The sequence below is a fragment of the Acidovorax sp. FHTAMBA genome (assembly GCF_038958875.1).
GTDB lineage: Bacteria > Pseudomonadota > Gammaproteobacteria > Burkholderiales > Burkholderiaceae_C > Acidovorax.
This window is the reverse complement of the sequence record NZ_CP152407.1, coordinates 4,721,691-4,738,332: the sequence shown is the minus strand read 5'-3', so window position 1 is coordinate 4,738,332 and position 16,642 is coordinate 4,721,691. Positions and strand designations below refer to the sequence as shown.

The 16,642-nt window shown below is 66.2% G+C and carries 15 protein-coding genes; 13 read left to right on the top strand and 2 right to left on the bottom strand.

Annotation, left to right across the window (positions count from 1 at the left end; all coding sequences use genetic code 11):
- Nucleotides 1-107 precede the first annotated feature (107 nt).
- The 3 genes from AAFF19_RS22175 to AAFF19_RS22165 are packed head-to-tail and all read left to right on the top strand — an operon-like array spanning nt 108 to nt 3,671.
- Complete coding sequence (locus AAFF19_RS22175; RefSeq protein WP_182120317.1) at nt 108-1,031, top strand: LysR family transcriptional regulator; 924 nt, start codon at nt 108-110, stop codon at nt 1,029-1,031.
- The gene (locus AAFF19_RS22170; RefSeq protein ID WP_182120318.1) at nt 1,028-1,708 is read left to right on the top strand and encodes a response regulator transcription factor; all 681 of its coding nucleotides are present in this window, start codon (nt 1,028-1,030) and stop codon (nt 1,706-1,708) included. Before AAFF19_RS22175 ends, AAFF19_RS22170 begins: the two co-directional genes overlap by 4 nt.
- A gap of 16 nt (nt 1,709-1,724) precedes the next feature.
- The gene (locus AAFF19_RS22165) at nt 1,725-3,671 is read left to right on the top strand and encodes an ATP-binding protein (protein ID WP_342721012.1); all 1,947 of its coding nucleotides are present in this window, start codon (nt 1,725-1,727) and stop codon (nt 3,669-3,671) included.
- Nucleotides 3,672-3,831: 160 nt separating this feature from the next.
- On the opposite strand, the gene AAFF19_RS22160 is transcribed toward AAFF19_RS22165, so the two are convergent.
- Nucleotides 3,832-6,483 (bottom strand): FG-GAP repeat protein, encoded by a 2,652-nt coding sequence (locus AAFF19_RS22160; protein ID WP_220459083.1) that lies wholly within the window; start codon nt 6,481-6,483, stop codon nt 3,832-3,834.
- Between the two features lie 363 nt (nt 6,484-6,846).
- On the opposite strand from AAFF19_RS22160, the gene AAFF19_RS22155 reads away from it, so the two are divergent.
- A complete protein-coding gene (locus AAFF19_RS22155) occupies nt 6,847-7,293 on the top strand; it encodes a DUF2214 family protein (protein ID WP_008906603.1) in 447 nt (148 codons plus the stop codon).
- Between the two features lie 82 nt (nt 7,294-7,375).
- Here the strand turns inward: AAFF19_RS22155 and AAFF19_RS22150 are convergent, their stop codons facing one another.
- Entirely contained in the window at nt 7,376-7,666 is a 291-nt protein-coding gene (locus tag AAFF19_RS22150; RefSeq protein ID WP_008906602.1) for a PsiF family protein, read from the bottom strand.
- 133 nt (nt 7,667-7,799) lie between these two features.
- Between AAFF19_RS22150 and argS the strand changes: the two genes are divergently transcribed.
- From argS to AAFF19_RS22105, 9 genes are all read left to right on the top strand, one after another.
- A complete protein-coding gene (gene argS / locus AAFF19_RS22145) occupies nt 7,800-9,509 on the top strand; it encodes an arginine--tRNA ligase (RefSeq protein WP_008906601.1) in 1,710 nt (569 codons plus the stop codon).
- A 13-nt stretch (nt 9,510-9,522) separates the two neighbouring features.
- Nucleotides 9,523-10,164 (top strand): SPOR domain-containing protein, encoded by a 642-nt coding sequence (locus tag AAFF19_RS22140; protein ID WP_182120320.1) that lies wholly within the window; start codon nt 9,523-9,525, stop codon nt 10,162-10,164.
- A gap of 68 nt (nt 10,165-10,232) precedes the next feature.
- Nucleotides 10,233-10,889: a thiol:disulfide interchange protein DsbA/DsbL gene (locus AAFF19_RS22135; RefSeq protein ID WP_182120321.1), complete on the top strand. Its 657-nt coding sequence runs from the start codon at nt 10,233-10,235 to the stop codon at nt 10,887-10,889.
- 109 nt (nt 10,890-10,998) lie between these two features.
- Nucleotides 10,999-11,646, top strand: coding sequence for a lipopolysaccharide transport periplasmic protein LptA (lptA, locus tag AAFF19_RS22130; protein WP_008906598.1), 648 nt, complete (start codon nt 10,999-11,001; stop codon nt 11,644-11,646).
- 11 nt (nt 11,647-11,657) lie between these two features.
- On the top strand, nt 11,658-12,455 hold the full coding sequence (lptB, locus tag AAFF19_RS22125) for an LPS export ABC transporter ATP-binding protein (RefSeq protein ID WP_246331008.1): 798 nt from the start codon (nt 11,658-11,660) through the stop codon (nt 12,453-12,455).
- Nucleotides 12,456-12,543: 88 nt separating this feature from the next.
- A complete protein-coding gene (locus tag AAFF19_RS22120) occupies nt 12,544-14,142 on the top strand; it encodes an RNA polymerase factor sigma-54 (RefSeq protein ID WP_182120322.1) in 1,599 nt (532 codons plus the stop codon).
- 66 nt (nt 14,143-14,208) lie between these two features.
- Nucleotides 14,209-14,640 carry a thioesterase family protein gene (locus AAFF19_RS22115; protein ID WP_182120323.1) on the top strand — a complete coding sequence of 144 codons (432 nt, stop codon included), beginning with the start codon at nt 14,209-14,211 and terminating at the stop codon, nt 14,638-14,640.
- A gap of 24 nt (nt 14,641-14,664) precedes the next feature.
- The gene (locus AAFF19_RS22110; protein ID WP_182120324.1) at nt 14,665-15,960 is read left to right on the top strand and encodes a THUMP domain-containing protein; all 1,296 of its coding nucleotides are present in this window, start codon (nt 14,665-14,667) and stop codon (nt 15,958-15,960) included.
- Nucleotides 15,950-16,435: a putative toxin-antitoxin system toxin component, PIN family gene (locus tag AAFF19_RS22105; protein WP_182120325.1), complete on the top strand. Its 486-nt coding sequence runs from the start codon at nt 15,950-15,952 to the stop codon at nt 16,433-16,435. The genes AAFF19_RS22110 and AAFF19_RS22105 overlap by 11 nt, the downstream gene beginning before the upstream one ends.
- Nucleotides 16,436-16,642 lie beyond the last annotated feature (207 nt).

Here is a 16,642-nt window from a genome sequence, read left to right as displayed (position 1 = left end):
TGTCCATCAAGCGCTGGAGCCTGTTTTTGCTTGTAAAACAGCACCACCGGTGCTTCCCGGTGGCGCGGTGGCCCGCCCGCGCGCCGATGTCTCCATAATCTCCGCCCATGGACAAACTCAAGGCCTTCGAATCCTTTGTGTCGGTGGCCACGCGCGGCAGCCTGACTGCCGCTGCCAAGGCCGAGGGCGTGGCGCCCGCCATCATGGGGCGGCGGCTCGATGCGCTCGAAGAGCACCTGGGCGTGAAGCTCTTGATGCGCACCACGCGCCGCATCAGCCTCACGCACGAGGGCAGCGCGTTTCTGGAAGACTGCCAGCGCCTGCTGTCCGACGTGGCCAATGCCGAGGCCAGCGTGTCCGAAGGCGGCGTCAAGGCCACCGGGCACCTGCGCATCACCGCGCCCGCGGGCTTTGGCCGGCGCCATGTGGCACCGCTGGTGCCCCGGTTCCGGGCCGAGCACCCGGACGTGACCATCTCTCTCAACCTCAGCGACCGCGTGGTGGACCTGGCGGGCGAAGGCTTTGACTGCGCCGTGCGCGTGGGCGATTTGCCCGATTCGTCGCTGGTGAGCGTGCGGATTGCCGACAACCGCCGTCTGTGCGTGGCCACGCCCGAATACCTGGCCCGCCGTGGCACCCCGCGCGCGCCGGCCGAGCTGGTGCAGCACGACTGCCTCACGCTGTCGAGCGACGCATCGCAAACGCGCGGGTGGGCGTTCCGCGTGCCGCAGCCCGGTGGCTCCACCGAGGTCGTGCACCTCAAGCCCGGCGGCCCGCTCGACTGCTCTGACGGCCAGGTGCTGCACGACTGGTGCCTGGGTGGCTGGGGCATCGCCTGGCGCAGCACCTGGGAGGTCGAGGCCGAAATCGCCGCCGGCCGTCTGGTGGCGGTGCTGGAAGACTTCGCCGCCCCGCCCAACGGCATCTATGTGGTGTTTCCCCAGCGCAAGCACCTGCCGCTGCGCGTGCGGCTGTGGATCGATTACCTCAAGCACCAGTACGCCCAGCCTGCCTTCTGGAGGGGCGCTTGACCTCGATCAGCGCGCACCCGTCCTCCCGCCCGCCCCCGCTGCGTCTGGGGGTGGTGGAAGACGACGCCGCCAGCCGCGACACCCTGGTGACCATGATCGGCCAGCAGCCCGACCTGGCGCTGGCACTGCTGGCCACCAGCCGCGCCGAGGCGCTGGAGCTGCTGCCCACGACGCCCCTGGACGTGCTGCTGGTGGACCTGGGCTTGCCCGACGGTTCGGGCCTGGACGTGATCCGCGCCGCGCGCGTGCAGTGGCCCGACTGCAGCATTCTGGTCAGCACCATCTTTGGCGACGAGGACCACGTGCTGCGCTCCATCGAAGCCGGGGCCATGGGCTACCTGCTCAAGGACGTGAGCGCTGCCGAGCTGGCCGAGGAGATCCGCAACCTTCACGCGGGCGGCAGCCCCATCAGCCCCATGGTGGCGCGCAAGATTCTGGCGCGCGCCGCCGCCAGCCTGGCACCAGCCGGCAGCCCGCCCGCCACCCTGTCTGCGCGCGAACAGGAGGTGCTGCGCTACGTGAGCAAGGGCTTCACCACCGAAGAAACCGCCCGCTCCATGGGCATCTCCAGAACCACCGTGCTCACCTTCGTGCGGCGCATCTACGCCAAGCTCCAGGTCAACACCCGCGCCGAAGCCATCCATGCCGCCTACAAGCAGGGCCTGCTGGCTGATTAGCAAATGCGCGGCCTGCTTGCTGCTGGCCATGGGGCTGGTGGCCTGCAGCGACCGGGGGCAGGGCGACGGCGCCGCGCACATCGGGCAGGCCGCCTTTCGCATGGAGACAGGCGCTGGGTGGGAGCCGCCCCCCGAGCCTCCGAAGGCCTTGCAAGACGCGGGCGACTGGTCCCCCGTGCCCTTGCCCCATGCCCGCACCCGCAGCCTGGCAGAGGGCACTGCCTCGTTGCGGGCCCCCCCAGAGGTGGCCTGGTACCGGCTCACCGTGCCGCCCGGGTTGCCGGAGCAGGAGCTTTTTCTGTACCTGCCCCGCTGGCAGACCATTGGCATCGTTGCCGTGTACGTGGATGGCCACCTCGCCTACCGTACCCGGGGCAGCCGCGTGTGGAACAGCTTCAACCGGCCGTTGTGGGTGGCCCTGGGCGGCAGTGGCCGCTCTTCCAGCGGCAGCGCTGCAAAGGGCGGTGGTGGCACACATCCCCACACCGTCTGGTTGCGCATGGCCAGCCAGCAGGGTGTGGGCGGCGCCCTTTCCACCGCCTGGGTAGGCACCGAAGACGCACTGCTGTGGCGCTACAACCTGCGCCGGTTTGTGCAGAACGACCTCGTCAGCCATGCAGGAGCCGCCTTTCTGGTCATCGGCCTGTTTGCGCTGGCCGTGGGGCTGGTGCGCCGCCGCGAGCCCATCTACCTGCTGTTCTTCGCTGTCGCCGTCACCTGCGGGCTGCGCAACCTGCACTACGTGGTGGACGACCGACCCTTGCCCATGCCGGACGACTGGTTTGGCTGGCTCACCGTCAACGCGCTGGGCTGGGCCATGGTCGCCGCCTTTGCGTTTGCCCTGCGCGTACACCGCAAGCGCATGCCCCGGCTGGCGCGGGGCATCGTCACGCTGGTAGGGCTGTGCACCGTGCTCACCCTGCCCGTGCCGCACCTGCTGCCGCACCTGCCCGCCATCCTCCCGCTGGTGTACATCGCCATCGCGTTCCTCACGACGGTGGTCGCCATCTCGGGCCTGTGGGCCTCCTGGCAGGCGCGCTCGGGCGAAGGCATGGTGCTGTTTGCCTGGATCTCGCTGAACATCCCCGCAGGGGTGCACGACCTGCTGCTGCAGAACTACCGCATCGACATCGAGAGGGTGTACCTGGCGCCGTACCTGTCTATCGGCCTCTTCGCCATCTTCCTGGCCATCGTCTACCGCCGCTACGTGGGCGCCATCCATGCGGTGGAAGCGGTCAATGCCGGGCTGGAGAGCCAGCTCGCTGCGCGCGAGCGCGAACTGACCGGCAGCCACGAGCAACTGCGCGCGCTGGAGCGCCAGCAAACCCTGGCCACCGAGCGCCAGCGCCTGATGCAGGACATGCACGACGGCATCGGCTCATCGCTCATGAGCGCGCTGCGCATGGTCGAACGCGGCCAGGCCAGCACGGCCGACACCGCCCTTGTGCTCAAGGACTGCATCGACGACCTCAAGCTCGCTATCGACTCGCTGACACCTGCCGACGCCGACCTGCTGGCGCTGCTGGCCGCCCTGAGGTTTCGCTTGGCGCCCCGGCTCAAGGCGGCGGGCATCACCCTCACCTGGAGCGTGCGAGACCTTCCCCCGCTGCCCTGGCTGGACCCGCAGGCCGCCCTGCATGTGCTGCGCATCCTGCAAGAGGTGCTGACCAATATCCTCAAGCACAGCCAGGCAACTGTCATCGATTTGGCAACGCAGACGGACGAGGGCGGCGTGGTGGTGCGCATCCGCGACGATGGCTGCGGCTTTGTGCCACCACCCCACCCGGCGCCCGCCGCAACCACCGGCCTGGGTCTGGCCAATGTGCGCCACCGCGCACAGGCCCTGGGCGGGCACTGCCGCTGGGCCACATGGGGGGGCGGGGGGGGAGTTCTGTCTGTGGCTGCCGCAGGAGCGTGGGTGAATTGTTTTGCTACTGATTTGGTAGCTGTTGGCGCATTGTGATCAAGCGGTAGGTCCTGATCTGGCTTGGAATTTTTCTCCCCGCCACTGGGCAGAGGCCCCGCGCACGCCCGGCACCGCTGCACCGCCCGCGTCGGCTTGCTTCCCCGCCTGGCGGGTGTTCGGCACTTGTAGGTACTGCACCCACCCAAGCGAAACGGTGTCAGTACACATACACGGCGCCAGAAGCGCCGGCAGAGTTGTCCGCCGGGTTGCCATTGGTACCCGTGGCATTGCTGGCCTCCAAATTCGCCCCCACGGCCAGAATATTGCCGTCTCCCGACAGGGCCACGCTGGTGCCAAAGGAGTCATACGCCCCGGTATTGCCCGCCTTCACATAGGCCTGCTGGCTCCAGGCACTGCCGCTGCGGGTAAACACATAGACGGCGCCAGCAAGGGAGGCCGAGTTGTCCACCTGGTTGCCATTGATGCCCGTGGCATTGCCGCGCTCCCCGTACGCCCCCACGGCCAGGGTATTGCCGTCGCCCGACAGGGCCACGCTCCAGCCAAACTGGTCACCTTCCCCAGTATTGCTGGCCTTCACATAGGCCTGCTGGCTCCAGGTGCTGCCGCTGCGGGTGAACATATAGACGGCGCCCGCAGCGATTGTCGAGTTGTCTGCTTGGTTGCCATTGGTGCCGGTGGCATTGCTGGCCTCCGTATGTGCCCCTGCGGCCAGGGTATTGCCGTCGCCCGAAAGGGCCAGGCTGGCGCCAAAGTAGTCATTCGCCCAGGCATTGCTGGCCTTTACATAGGCCTGCTGGCTCCAGGTGCTGCCACTACGGGCGAACACATAGACGGCGCCTGCATTGAAAGCCGAGTTGTCTGCCTGGTTGCCGTCGATGCCAGTGGCGTTGCTGGCCTCCCTCATTGCCCCGACGGCCAGGGTATTGCCGTCGCCCGACAGGGCCACGCTGACGCCAAAAGCGTCAACTGCTCCTGTATTGCTGGCCTTTACGTAGGCCTGCTGGCTCCACGTGCTGCCACTACGGGCGAACACATAGACGGCGCCTGCTGAGCCGGCGGAGTTGTCCGCTTGGTCGCCATCGATGCCGGTGGCAATGCTGCCCTCCCCGACCGCCCCCACGGCCAGGGTATTGCCGTCGCCCGACAGGGCCACGCTGATGCCAAAGGCATCACCTGCCTCGGTATTGCTGGCCTTCACATAGGCCTGCTGGCTCCAGGTGCTGCCGCTGCGGGTGAACACATAGGCAGCGCCAGCTCCGGGAGCCGAGTTGTCCGCCTGGTTGCCATCAATGCCGGTGGCATTGCTGCGCTCCACGTACGCCCCCACCGCCAGAGTGTTGCCGTTGCTCGACAGGGCCACGCTGTAGCCAAAGTAGTCATTCACCCCGGTGTTGCTGGCCTTCACATAGGCCTGCTGGCTCCAGGTGCTGCCGCTGCGGGTGAACACATACACCGCGCCTGCACTTCCCACAGAGTTGTCCGCTTGGTTGCCATCGATGCCGGTGGCATTACTGTCCTCCTGGTACGCCCCCACGGCCAGGGTATTGCCGTCCCCCGACAGGGCCACGCGGTAGCCAAAGTAGTCGTTCGGCTCTGTATTGCTCGCCTTGAAGTACCCAATGGCTTGTGTCAAGTTCACCGTCTGCGCCGCCGACAACGCGCTGCACCCCGCACTGTTGCACGCCTGCACGCGGTAGGTGGCGTTCAGCCGCGTGTGCAGCAGGCCTGTCACCACCCGGTCGTAGCTGGTACCGGTGAGGCCCGTGGCAATCTGCGTGGCTGCGGCCGGGCCTGCACCGTCGGGGTCTTCCGTCACGCGGTAGGTGATGGCGCCGCCGCCAGCGGGGGGCGCAATGGCGCCCCAGCTGAGCTTGAAGGTCTTGACGTCATAGGCCAGCATCAGCGCAGGGATGCCCGGAACCACCACCACCGGTGGCGGTGGTGGCGGTGCATCCACCACGCAGACGACGGCCATCTGCGTGACGTCGGCCGTGGCGACCCCCGTGCCGCCGCTGACGCTGCAGCTTTGCCCCGCACTGCTGTCGAACACGCTGACGGCGTAGCCCATGCCCGCCAGCACAGGCTGGGCAAAGCGGAAGGCGCCGTTGTCCACCACGGTCACGGTGTCCCCGTTGGCGTTGTTGCGCAACGCTACCACGCCGATGTTGCCGCTGACGGTGCCCGAGAGCCGGTAGCCCGTGGTTGCACAGGCTACGGTGATGGGGGGCAGGGCGGCACTGGCATCGACGGTGCCTTGGCCCCCGGTGACGGTGCAGGTCTGATTCTGCGGCTGGGTCAGCACAGAGATGCTGTAGGGCCCTGTGACGGGCTGGGCGAACGTGAAGGGCCCGTCAGCGGTCACGCGGGCCTCTTGCGTGGCTCCCCCGGCCGCGAGTTGCAGCACCAGCGCCTTGCCTGTGGCGAGGCCCGCGACGCTGCCGCCCAGCGTGCGGGCGTTGGGGGGCACATCGTTGTCGCGGCACGCCACGCTCACGTTGTTCACATCGGCGCTCACGGTGCCGCTGCCATTGGCGATGGTGCAGGTCTGGCCCACCGGCTGGGCGGCAATGCGCCGGCTGTAGGCGGTGCCTGCGGGTAGCTGCAGGCTGTAGCTGCCGTTGGCTGACACGGCGGCGCTGGGCCCGCTGGCATCGGTAATGACCACGGTCTTGCCCGCGCCCAGACCGGCCAGCTGGCCACCCACGCGGAAACTGGGGGTGTTCACCGGTGGGTCATCGCCCCCACCGCCGCCGCAGGCCGCAAGCACGACAGCGAATCCCAGCAGCCAGGTGCGGGTCAGAGTTCTGATGTTTGGCGTGGGCGCCGCTGCTGCTGTTGTCTTGGCCATGATGCAGTTGCTTCTCCGGGGGGCACTTGTAGGGCAGGCGCGGCCGAAGCTACCGGATTCGTCGAGGCTTGTATGTCCTCAGAACTGAGGACAGGGAGTCCGCGGCTGAAGGGCAGGAACGTGTCTGTATCAGGGTCATTTTTAAGATAAAAGTGGCCTCCAGCGCTTGATGGTAAAGCGCTTATAGCTATCAATTTAGAAGTAGATGCGCAGGGCGGCGGCGTCTGGCGCAGCGCAGCAGCGGGCGTGCACGCAGGTGGCGCTGGGCGGTGCTGGCGAGCTTTTCCTCAAGCAAAATGGCAACCATCCCCGGGTGGAGTTGACGCATTTATCGAGCCGCCGGGTGTTGAAAAGGAACCCTCCATGACCCTCGAAGCCATTCTTGCCGCCCTGCACCTGGTGGCCATCCTGACCTTTGTGGTCTTTCTGTCGAGCCAGGCGGCGCTGTGCCGCACCGAATGGATGAATGCCGCCGTCGTCGAGCGCCTGGTGCGGCTGGATGTGATCTATGGCGCGGCCGCTCTGGTGATGATTGGCAGCGGCCTGGCACGGCTCTTTTGGGGCATCAAGGGGGTGTCGTGGTATGTCTCGCAGCCGCTGTTTCACATCAAGATCACCATCGTGGTGGTCATGGCCATCCTGTCGATCTGGCCTTCCATCATGTTCCGCCGCTGGCGGCGCAATCTGCAGGCCTCGGGCGCCCTGCCTGACGAACTGGAGGTGAAGAAGGTGCGCCGGCTGGTGATGATCCAGTCGCACGTGTTGCCGGTGGTGGCGGTGATTGCGGTGTTCTGGGCGCGGGGCTGGTAGGCCTTTCAGGCCCTGCGCCCGTAAAAAAAGCCGCTGGCCCCACGGGGCAGCGGCTTTTTGCCGTGTGTCGGTGCCGGTTACGTCACTTCTTGAGGCACTCGCTCATGAAGGCCTTGCGCTCGTCGCCCTTGAGCGTCTTGGCTTTTTCGTCGGCGTTGCAGGCCTTCATCCGGTCTTGCTGGGAGGCGGGCTTGTTGCTCAGGCAGGTTTTCATGAACGCCTTGCGCTCGTCACCCTTCATATCGCCCGCTTCCTTGTTGCAGGTCGCCATCTTGGATTGCTGCTTGGTCGGGGCCTTGTCTTCGGCTGCCTGGGCCGAAAGACCCAGCGACAGGGCCAGGCTCAGAGCGGTGAGGGAAAGAAGCTTTTGCATGGAATCTCCTGGAGTGATTGGGTTATAGGGGGCTCCCGGAGTCATTGCACCATAGAACCCTAGCGGCCACAACGCGGACGGCGCAAGAACGGGCGTCCGGCGCTGGCCCCGGATGCCCCCGTAAAATCCGCCGATGCTCACAGCCAAAAATGAATTGCTCGCCGCGCTTGCGGGCGAGCTCGAAACCCTGTCCCCCGGCGCCGGTGCCAAAGCGGCGTTTGAATCCCCCAAGGTGGCTGCGCACGGCGACTTTGCCTGCACCGCGGCCATGCAGCTGGCCAAGCCCCTTAAGCTCAACCCGCGCGCGCTGGGCGAGCAGCTCAAGACGGCGCTGGAAGCCACTCCCGCGTTCCAGCGCTGGGTATCGGCCATTGAAATCGCGGGCCCTGGGTTCCTGAACATCCGCCTGAAACCCGCTGCCAAGCAGCAAGTGGTGCGCGAGGTGCTGGCCGCGGGCGACCGCTTCGGCTACCAAAGCGCGCACGGCCAGCAGGTGCTGGTCGAGTTCGTGTCGGCCAACCCCACCGGCCCGCTGCATGTGGGCCACGGCCGCCAGGCGGCGCTGGGCGATGCGATCTGCAACCTGTTTGCCACCCAGGGCTGGAAGGTACACCGCGAGTTCTATTACAACGACGCGGGCGTACAGATCGACACGCTGACCAAGAGCACGCAGCTGCGCGCCAAGGGCTTCAAGCCCGGCGACGAGTGCTGGCCCACCGACAGCGATAACCCGCTGGCCAAGAACTTCTACAACGGCGACTACATCGCCGACATCGCCGAGGCTTTCAAGGCCAAAGCCACGGTGAAGGCCGACGACCGCGAGTTCACCGCCAACGGCGATGTGGAGGACTACGACAACATCCGCCAGTTTGCGGTGGCCTACCTGCGCAACGAGCAGGACAAGGACCTGCAGGCGTTCAACCTCCAGTTCGACGAGTACTACCTCGAATCGAGCCTGTACACCAGCGGCCGCGTCGAGGCCACGGTGAACAAGCTGGTGGCCAACGGCAAGACGTACGAGCAGGACGGCGCGCTGTGGCTCAAGAGCACCGACTACGGCGACGACAAGGACCGCGTCATGCGCAAGCAGGACGGCACGTACACCTACTTCGTGCCCGACGTGGCCTACCACATTGCCAAGTGGGAGCGCGGGTTCACCAAGGTCGTCAACATCCAGGGCACCGACCACCACGGCACTATCGCCCGCGTGCGCGCTGGCCTGCAGGCGGCCGATGTGGGCATTCCCCAAGGCTACCCCGACTACGTGCTGCACACGATGGTGCGCGTGGTCAAGGGTGGTGAAGAGGTCAAGATCAGCAAGCGCGCGGGCAGCTACGTCACGTTGCGCGACCTGATCGAGTGGACCAGCAAGGACGCCGTGCGCTTCTTCCTGCTCAGCCGCAAGCCCGACACCGAATACACCTTCGACGTGGACCTTGCCGTGGCGCAGAACAACGACAACCCGGTGTACTACGTGCAGTACGCGCATGCGCGCATCCAGTCGGTGTTGCGCGCTTGGGCAGAGGCGGGTGGCGGCGATGTCGCTTCGCTCAAGGAAGTGGATCTCTCGGCCCTGGAAGGCCCGCAGGCCCAGGCCCTGATGCTGCAGCTGGCCAAGTACCCCGAGATGCTCACGGCCGCCGCCGACGGCGAGGCCCCGCACGACGTGACCTTCTACCTGCGCGACCTGGCCGCCAGCTACCACAGCTACTACGATGCCGAGCGCATCCTGGTGGACGACGAGGCGGTGAAAAAGGCGCGCCTCGCGCTCGTCGCCGCCACCGCGCAGGTATTGCACAATGGCCTGGCTGTGCTGGGCGTGTCGGCTCCGGCCAGAATGTAAGCAGTTACAAACTATGAAGAAGCAACAGACGGGCGGGACCATCATCGGTTTCATCGTGGGCGTGATCGTGGGCTTGGGTGCCGCGCTGGCGGTGGCGGTCTATGTGACCAAGGTGCCGGTGCCCTTCCTCAACAAGGGTGGCGGCCGTGGTGCCGACATGGACGCCGCCGAATCGCAGAAGAACAAGAACTGGGACCCCAACTCTCCGCTGTATGGCAAGAACCCGGCGCGGCCCGCTGCGCCGCCTGCTCCGGTCGCTTCGGCGCCCGCCGCAGTGGCGCCGCCGGATGCGCGCGCTGCTGCGTCGGCTCCCAAGCCCGCAGCCAGCAAGCCCGAGGCCAAGGCCGAGAGCAAGCCCAGCGCCGACCCACTGGGCGATCTGGCGGCGGCCAAAGCGGCGGCCAAGAGCGAGGTGGACCCGTTTGACTACTTTGTACAGGCGGGTGCCTTCCGCACGCAGGCCGATGCCGACGCCCAGCGCGCCAAGCTGGCGATGCTGGGCTGGGAGGCGCGGGTGAGCGAGCGCGAACAGAACGGCCGCCCGGTGTTCCGGGTGCGCGTGGGGCCGTTTGCCAAGCGCGACGACGCCGAGCAGCTCAAGGAGAAGCTCGGCGGCGCTGGCGTCGAATCTGCGCTGGTGCGCGTGCAGCGCTGATGCCGATCTGAACTTTTTGCGGGGGCATGGCTCACATCCCCCAGACCTGTAACAGGAGAGTCTTTGACATGAAACGCCGTGATTTTTCTCTGTCTGCCGCTTCGGTGGTTGCCGCTTCCGCCCTGACGCTGCCCGTGGCCACCCCCGCGCTGGCCCAGGCCCGCCAGTTCAAGGAGGGCAAGGACTACAAGCGGCTGGACAAGCCCGTGGCGCCCGACGCTGCAGCCGGCAAGGTCGATGTGATCGAGTTCTTCTGGTACAGCTGCCCCCACTGCAACGTGTTTGAGCCCGCGTTCGACGCCTGGGCCAAGGCCGCGCCCAAGGATCTGAGTATTCGCCGCGTGCCGGTGGCCTTCAATGCGAGCTTCATCCCCCAGCAGAAGCTGTACTACACGCTGGAAGGCATGGGCAAGCTCGAAGCACTGCACGCCAAGGTATTCCGGGCCATCCATGTGGACAAGCTCAAGCTCGCCAAGGACGATGACATTTTTGCCTGGGTCGGGCAGCAGGGCGTGGATGCGGCCAAGTTCAAGGAGGTCTACAACTCCTTCACGGTGTCCAACCAGGTCCGCCGTGCTTCGCAGCTGCAGGATGCCTATGGCGTGGAGGGTGTGCCTTCCATGGGGGTCGCTGGCAAGTTCTATACCGACGGCACGATGGCCGGCAGCATGCAGAACGTGTTGCAGGTGGTCGATCACCTGACGGCTGTGGCCCGCAAAGGCTGACGGTTTACGGCCGTCTGTTTGGCGTATTGCCTTCGAAGCCCGCATGCGCGGGCTTTTTTCATGGAGGAGGGCGAACGGATGGATACAATGATTGCAAGATTCGTGCCCTATGAACCATCGCCTCCTTCCCATCCTCATGCTCACCGCCCTGGCCTGCACCCTGGGTGTGGCCCATGCCGAGAGGGCAGACCGTAGCAAGCCCATGAACATCGAGGCCGACGCCCTGCGGCACGATGAACTCAAGCAGACCAGCGTGTTCTCCGGCCGTGTGGTGATGACCAAGGGCTCCATCGTGCTGCGCGGAGCGCGGCTGGATGTGCGCCAGGATGCCGATGGCTACCAGTACGGTGTCGTCACCGCCGAGCCCGGCAAGCGCGCATTCTTTCGGCAAAAGCGCGACACCCTGCCGGGTGCGCCCGATGAGTTCATCGAGGGTGAAAGCGAAGTAATCGAGTACGACGGCAAGGCCGACAACGTGCGCTTTATCACCCGCGCCGAACTGCGCCGTTATCGGGGATCGGTGCTCAGTGACGAGATCACCGGCGCCGTGATCGTCTACAACAACCTGACCGATGTCTTCAGCGTGGACGGCAAGCGGCCAGCCACCAATGCCGCTGGGGACGCCCCCGCGCCAGGCGGCCGCGTGCGCGCCGTGCTGTCCCCCAAAGATCCGTCGCCCCCTGTGGCGGCACCTGAACCATCCACTCCGGCTCCGGCGCTGCGCCCCAGCAACAGCCTGGGCGGCGGCGCCAAGTGAGCGGCAATACCGTGAGTACCGCGCCTGACGCCCAGGCGGGCAGCCGCCTGGGGCCTGATTCGCAGACGGGCAGCCGCCTGGAGGTGCAGCACCTGGCCAAGTCCTACGGCACCCGCAAGGTCGTCAAGGATGTGTCGCTGGTGGTGCAAAAAGGCGAGGTCGTGGGGCTGCTGGGCCCCAACGGCGCGGGCAAGACCACCTCGTTCTACATGATCGTGGGGCTGGTGCGCAGCGATGCGGGCGACATTCGCATTGACGGCCATTCGGTGGCCCACATGCCCATCCACCGCCGTTCGCGCCTGGGGCTGTCGTATCTGCCGCAGGAAGCCTCGATCTTCCGCAAGCTCACGGTCGAAGAAAACGTGCGCGCCGTGCTGGAGCTGCAGCGCGGTGACGACGGCCAGCGCCTGAGCCGAACCGCCATCGAAGAGCGCCTTACCGCCCTGCTGCAGGAGCTGCGCGTGGACCACCTGCGCGAGTCCCCGGCCATGGCCTTGTCGGGCGGGGAACGCCGCCGGGTCGAGATTGCCCGCGCCCTGGCCACCCAGCCGCGTTTCATCCTGCTGGACGAGCCCTTCGCCGGTATCGACCCCATTGCCGTGATCGAGATCCAGCGCATCATCGGCTTCTTGAAGGCGCGCGGCATCGGCGTGCTCATCACCGACCACAACGTGCGCGAAACACTGGGCATCTGCGACCACGCTTTCATCATCAGCGATGGCCGCGTGCTGGCGCAGGGCACGCCGTCCGAGATCGTGGACAACGCCGAAGTACGCCGCGTGTACCTCGGCGAACACTTCAGGATGTAGACATGGCCCCCACGCTTGTCACTTCGTGTAATGCGCTGCCCCCCGAGGGGGCCTTCGCGCCTTGGGGCGGCCCGGCGGCGCTCAATCAATGAAGCCTGGACTGTCGCTGCGCGTCTCGCAGCACCTTGCATTGACTCCCCAGCTCCAGCAGTCCATCCGGCTGCTGCAGTTGTCCACGCTCGAACTCTCGCAGGAAGTCGAGCAGATGCTCGACGAAAACCCGTTCCTTGAGCGCAATGCCGACGAAGCACCGCGCGAGGAGTTTGGCCTGGAAGCCGCCGACACGCCCGCACAGGCCGACGACTACAGCGTCGACGATGCTATGTTTTCAGGAGCTGTCAGTGCAAGCGGTACTAGCGCTGAGAGCCAAAACGAGGCTGAAATCCCCAGTGCAGGTGCCGACGAGCCCGACTGGAGCGGCGACGGCACGGTAGAGATGGCGCCCAACGACGCCGAGTGGGGTGGCGACGCCCCGGCGCGCACCCGCAACGATGCGGAAGGGGACGAGGCCGACGCCACCGAGCTGGCCCGAACGCACGAGTCGCTCACCGCCTTTTTGCACCGCCAGGCGCTGTCGCTGCGGCTGTCCGAAGTGGACACGGCCGCGCTGCGTTTTCTCATCGAATCGCTGAACGACGATGGCTACCTTGAAGAGTCGCTCGAAGAGCTGGCCATCAGCCTGGCAGGGCCCGAAGACCTGGAGCAGATCGAGGAACTGGTGCACCGCTTCACGGTGGCCCAGCGCCTGCTGCAAAGCCTGGAACCCGTGGGCGTGGGTGCGCGCAACCTGGCCGAGTGCCTCACCCTGCAGCTCACCGCCCTGGCGGCCGACGAAGACAGCGACGCCGACCCCGACACCGTGCAGACCGCGCTGCGCATCTGCCAGCAGCCGCTGGAGATGCTGGCCCGCCGCGACATCCGCCGCCTGACGCAGCTGTGTGGCGATGGCGAAGAGCGCACCCGCGCCGCCATGGCCCTCATCGCCCGCCTGGAGCCCCGCCCCGGGCGCCGCTTTGCGGATGTGGAGCGCAACATCATCATTCCCGATGTGATCGTGCGCAAAGCCGGGCGCGAAGGCTCGCAGCGGGGCCGCGATGGCCAGCACAACTTCATCGTCAGCCTCAACCCCGACGTGATGCCCCGCCTGCGCGTGCACGACATCTATGCCGGTGCGTTGCGCGGCCACAAGGGCGGCGAGGGCCACCAGGGCATGCAGCAGCGCCTGCAAGAGGCGCGCTGGTTCATCAAGAACATCCAGCAGCGTTTTGACACCATATTGCGCGTCTCGCGCGCCATCGTGGAGCGGCAAAAAAACTTCTTCACCCATGGCGAGCTGGCCATGCGCCCGCTGGTGCTGCGCGACATCGCCGACGAACTGGGCCTGCACGAGTCCACCATCAGCCGCGTGACCACGGCCAAATACATGGCCACGCCGATCGGCACCTACGAGCTCAAGTACTTCTTTGGCTCGGGCCTGGGCACCGAAACCGGTGGCAATGCATCCAGCACGGCGGTGCGCGCCCTCATCAAGCAGTTTGTCGCCGCCGAGAACCCCGCCAAGCCGCTGTCCGACAGCCAGATCGCCGAGATGCTCAAGGAGCAGGGCATCGAGTGCGCACGCCGCACCGTGGCCAAGTACCGCGAGGCGCTCAAGATCGCGCCGGCCAATCTGCGCAAGGCGCTGTAGGGTCACCGCCAGGGTGCGCCTGGCTCGCCCTGTTTGATTTTTTGTTTATCTACCCGCTGCCCCACCATGGCCCGCATCGTCTTTGACCTCCCCCCGCACTTCGGCTTTGCCACCGAGCTGCAGATCTACATCAGCCACGTCAACCAGGGCGGGCACCTGGACAACGCGCAGCTGCTCACGCTGGTGTCCGAGGCGCGTGTGCGGTTCTTCCAGTCGCTGGGCTACCCCGAGGCCGATGTGGGCGGCCTGTCCATCGTGGTGGGTGACATCGTGGCGCAGTACAAGTCCGAAGGTTTCCATGGCGAGACCATGCGGGTGGAGATGGCGCCAGCCGATTTCAACCGCTACGGCTTTGACCTGGTGTTCTGCATGACCGAAAAAACCTCCGACCGCGAGGTGGCGCGCGGCAAGATCGGCATCGTTTTCATCGGCAAGGCCGACCGCAAGGTGGCGCCGATCCCGGAGTCCATCCGCCAGTTGCTCCTGCGCAAGGCTTGAGCGCGTATCCTTTCGGCCAGTCCTATGAACCAACTCCAACTTTTCCTCCCTTGCGCTGCGGGCGTGGAGGGCTTTCTGGCCGATGAAGTGCATGGCATCACCGGCCTCACGGGGCAAGACCTGCTGGTCGGCCGCGGCGGCGTGCTGCTGCGCGCCTCGTGGCGCCAGGCGCTGCTGCTCAACCTGCACAGCCGACTGGCCCAGCGCGTGCTGGTGCAGTTGGCGCACCGCCCTTACCGCTCTGAAAACGACCTCTATGCCATGGCCAGCGACGTGGCCTGGGAGATCTGGTTCACCACGCGCCAGACCTTCAAGGTGGAAGTGACCGCCCAGCACAGCCCGCTGCAGAGCCTCAACTTTGCGGGCCTCAAGGTCAAGGACGCCGTGGCCGACCGCTTTCGCGCCAAAAGCGGCGTGCGGCCTGACGTGAACACCCAGTGGCCCGATGTGCGCATCCACCTGCACCTGACCACCGACGAGGCCACGATTTACATCGACACCTCCGGCGAGCCGCTGTTCAAGCGCGGCTGGCGCGAAGACAAGGGCGATGCGCCACTAAAAGAAACCCTGGCCGCCGCCATGATTGCTGCCAGCGGCTGGGACCCCCACGGCGACAACCCCCAGCCGCTGTACGACCCCTGCTGCGGCAGCGGCACCATCGTGATCGAGGCCGCGCAGATCGCCTGCCGCATCCCGGCCGGCATGCTGCGGCGCTTTGCGTTCGAGAAGCTGCTGCCGTTCCAGGCGCACGTGTGGTCTGCTATCAAAAACGAAGCTGAAGGCGCAATACAGGCAAGCGCTGTACCCATTTTTGGCAGTGATGTGGCCTTCCGCATGGTCGACTTTGCCCAGCGCAATGCCGAGCGCGCCGGTGTGGCCGATGCCGTGCAACTGCGCGGCGGCGACGCCCTGCAGCGCATGCCACCGTGCGACCAGCCTGGCGTGATGCTGCTGAACCCGCCCTACGGCGAGCGCATTGCTGCCGCCGGGAGCGCGGGCCGCAACGCCAGCGAGCGCGCCGCCGACCGCGCCCAGGGCATGGCCGTGGGCCGCGAAGAGGCGCAGACCGAGGATGGCGGCGAGTTCTTCAGCCAGCTGGCCTCGCACTGGAAGAAGAACTACGCTGGTTGGCAGGCCTGGATGCTCACACCCGACCTCAAGCTGCCCGGCAAGATGCGCCTGAAAGAATCGCGCCGCGTGCCGATGTGGAACGGCCCCATCGAGTGCCGCATGTTCCGCTTCGACATGATCAAGGGCGCCGTGCGCGACCGCGCCCCGAAGGCTGCTCCAGACGCTAACGACCCACGCGATGCGGGTTGAATTGCGCCTGCCGGCTGAGGCCGTAGCGGGCGAGCCCGCACGCCCCGTGGTGGTGGACACCAATGTGGCGCTCGATCTGCTGATCTTCAGCGACCCGCGCACCGCCCCTCTGCGCGCACTGCTGGCCCAGGGGCGCCTGGCCTGGATAGCGACCCAGGTCATGCGCGACGAACTGGAGCGCGTGCTGGCCTATCCGCACATCGTTGGGCGCATGGACTACTACCGCGTGGATGCAGCGCGGGTACTCGCTGCATTTGATGCGCAGGCGCGGCTGGTGGAGATCGCGCCCAAGGTGGCCTATGTGTGCAAGGACGCGGACGACCAGAAGTTCATCGACCTGGCGGCGGCACACCGGGCGATTTTGCTGAGCAAGGACAAGGCGGTGATTTGCATGCGCAAGCGGTTGATGAATTTCGGGGCGGATGTGGCGACTGCGCTGGTGCTGGAGGCGGGGGTAGCAGCACTTGCGGTTTGATAGGCCTGCCAAGTCTTCGACAAGATCGTGGGGACTGTTACCCTCCGATGATCGTGTATCACCGCCCATGAGTTCAAGGCGGCACTTCCTCTGGCATACCGCTGGCGCTGTCTCATTTTTTGCGAGGCCGTCTTTGGCTCAAAGTCTTCCGTCGTCAATCCTTCGTGAGCTCCCCTGGTCTTTTTCTGAGCCGTCTTGCCAGGATGT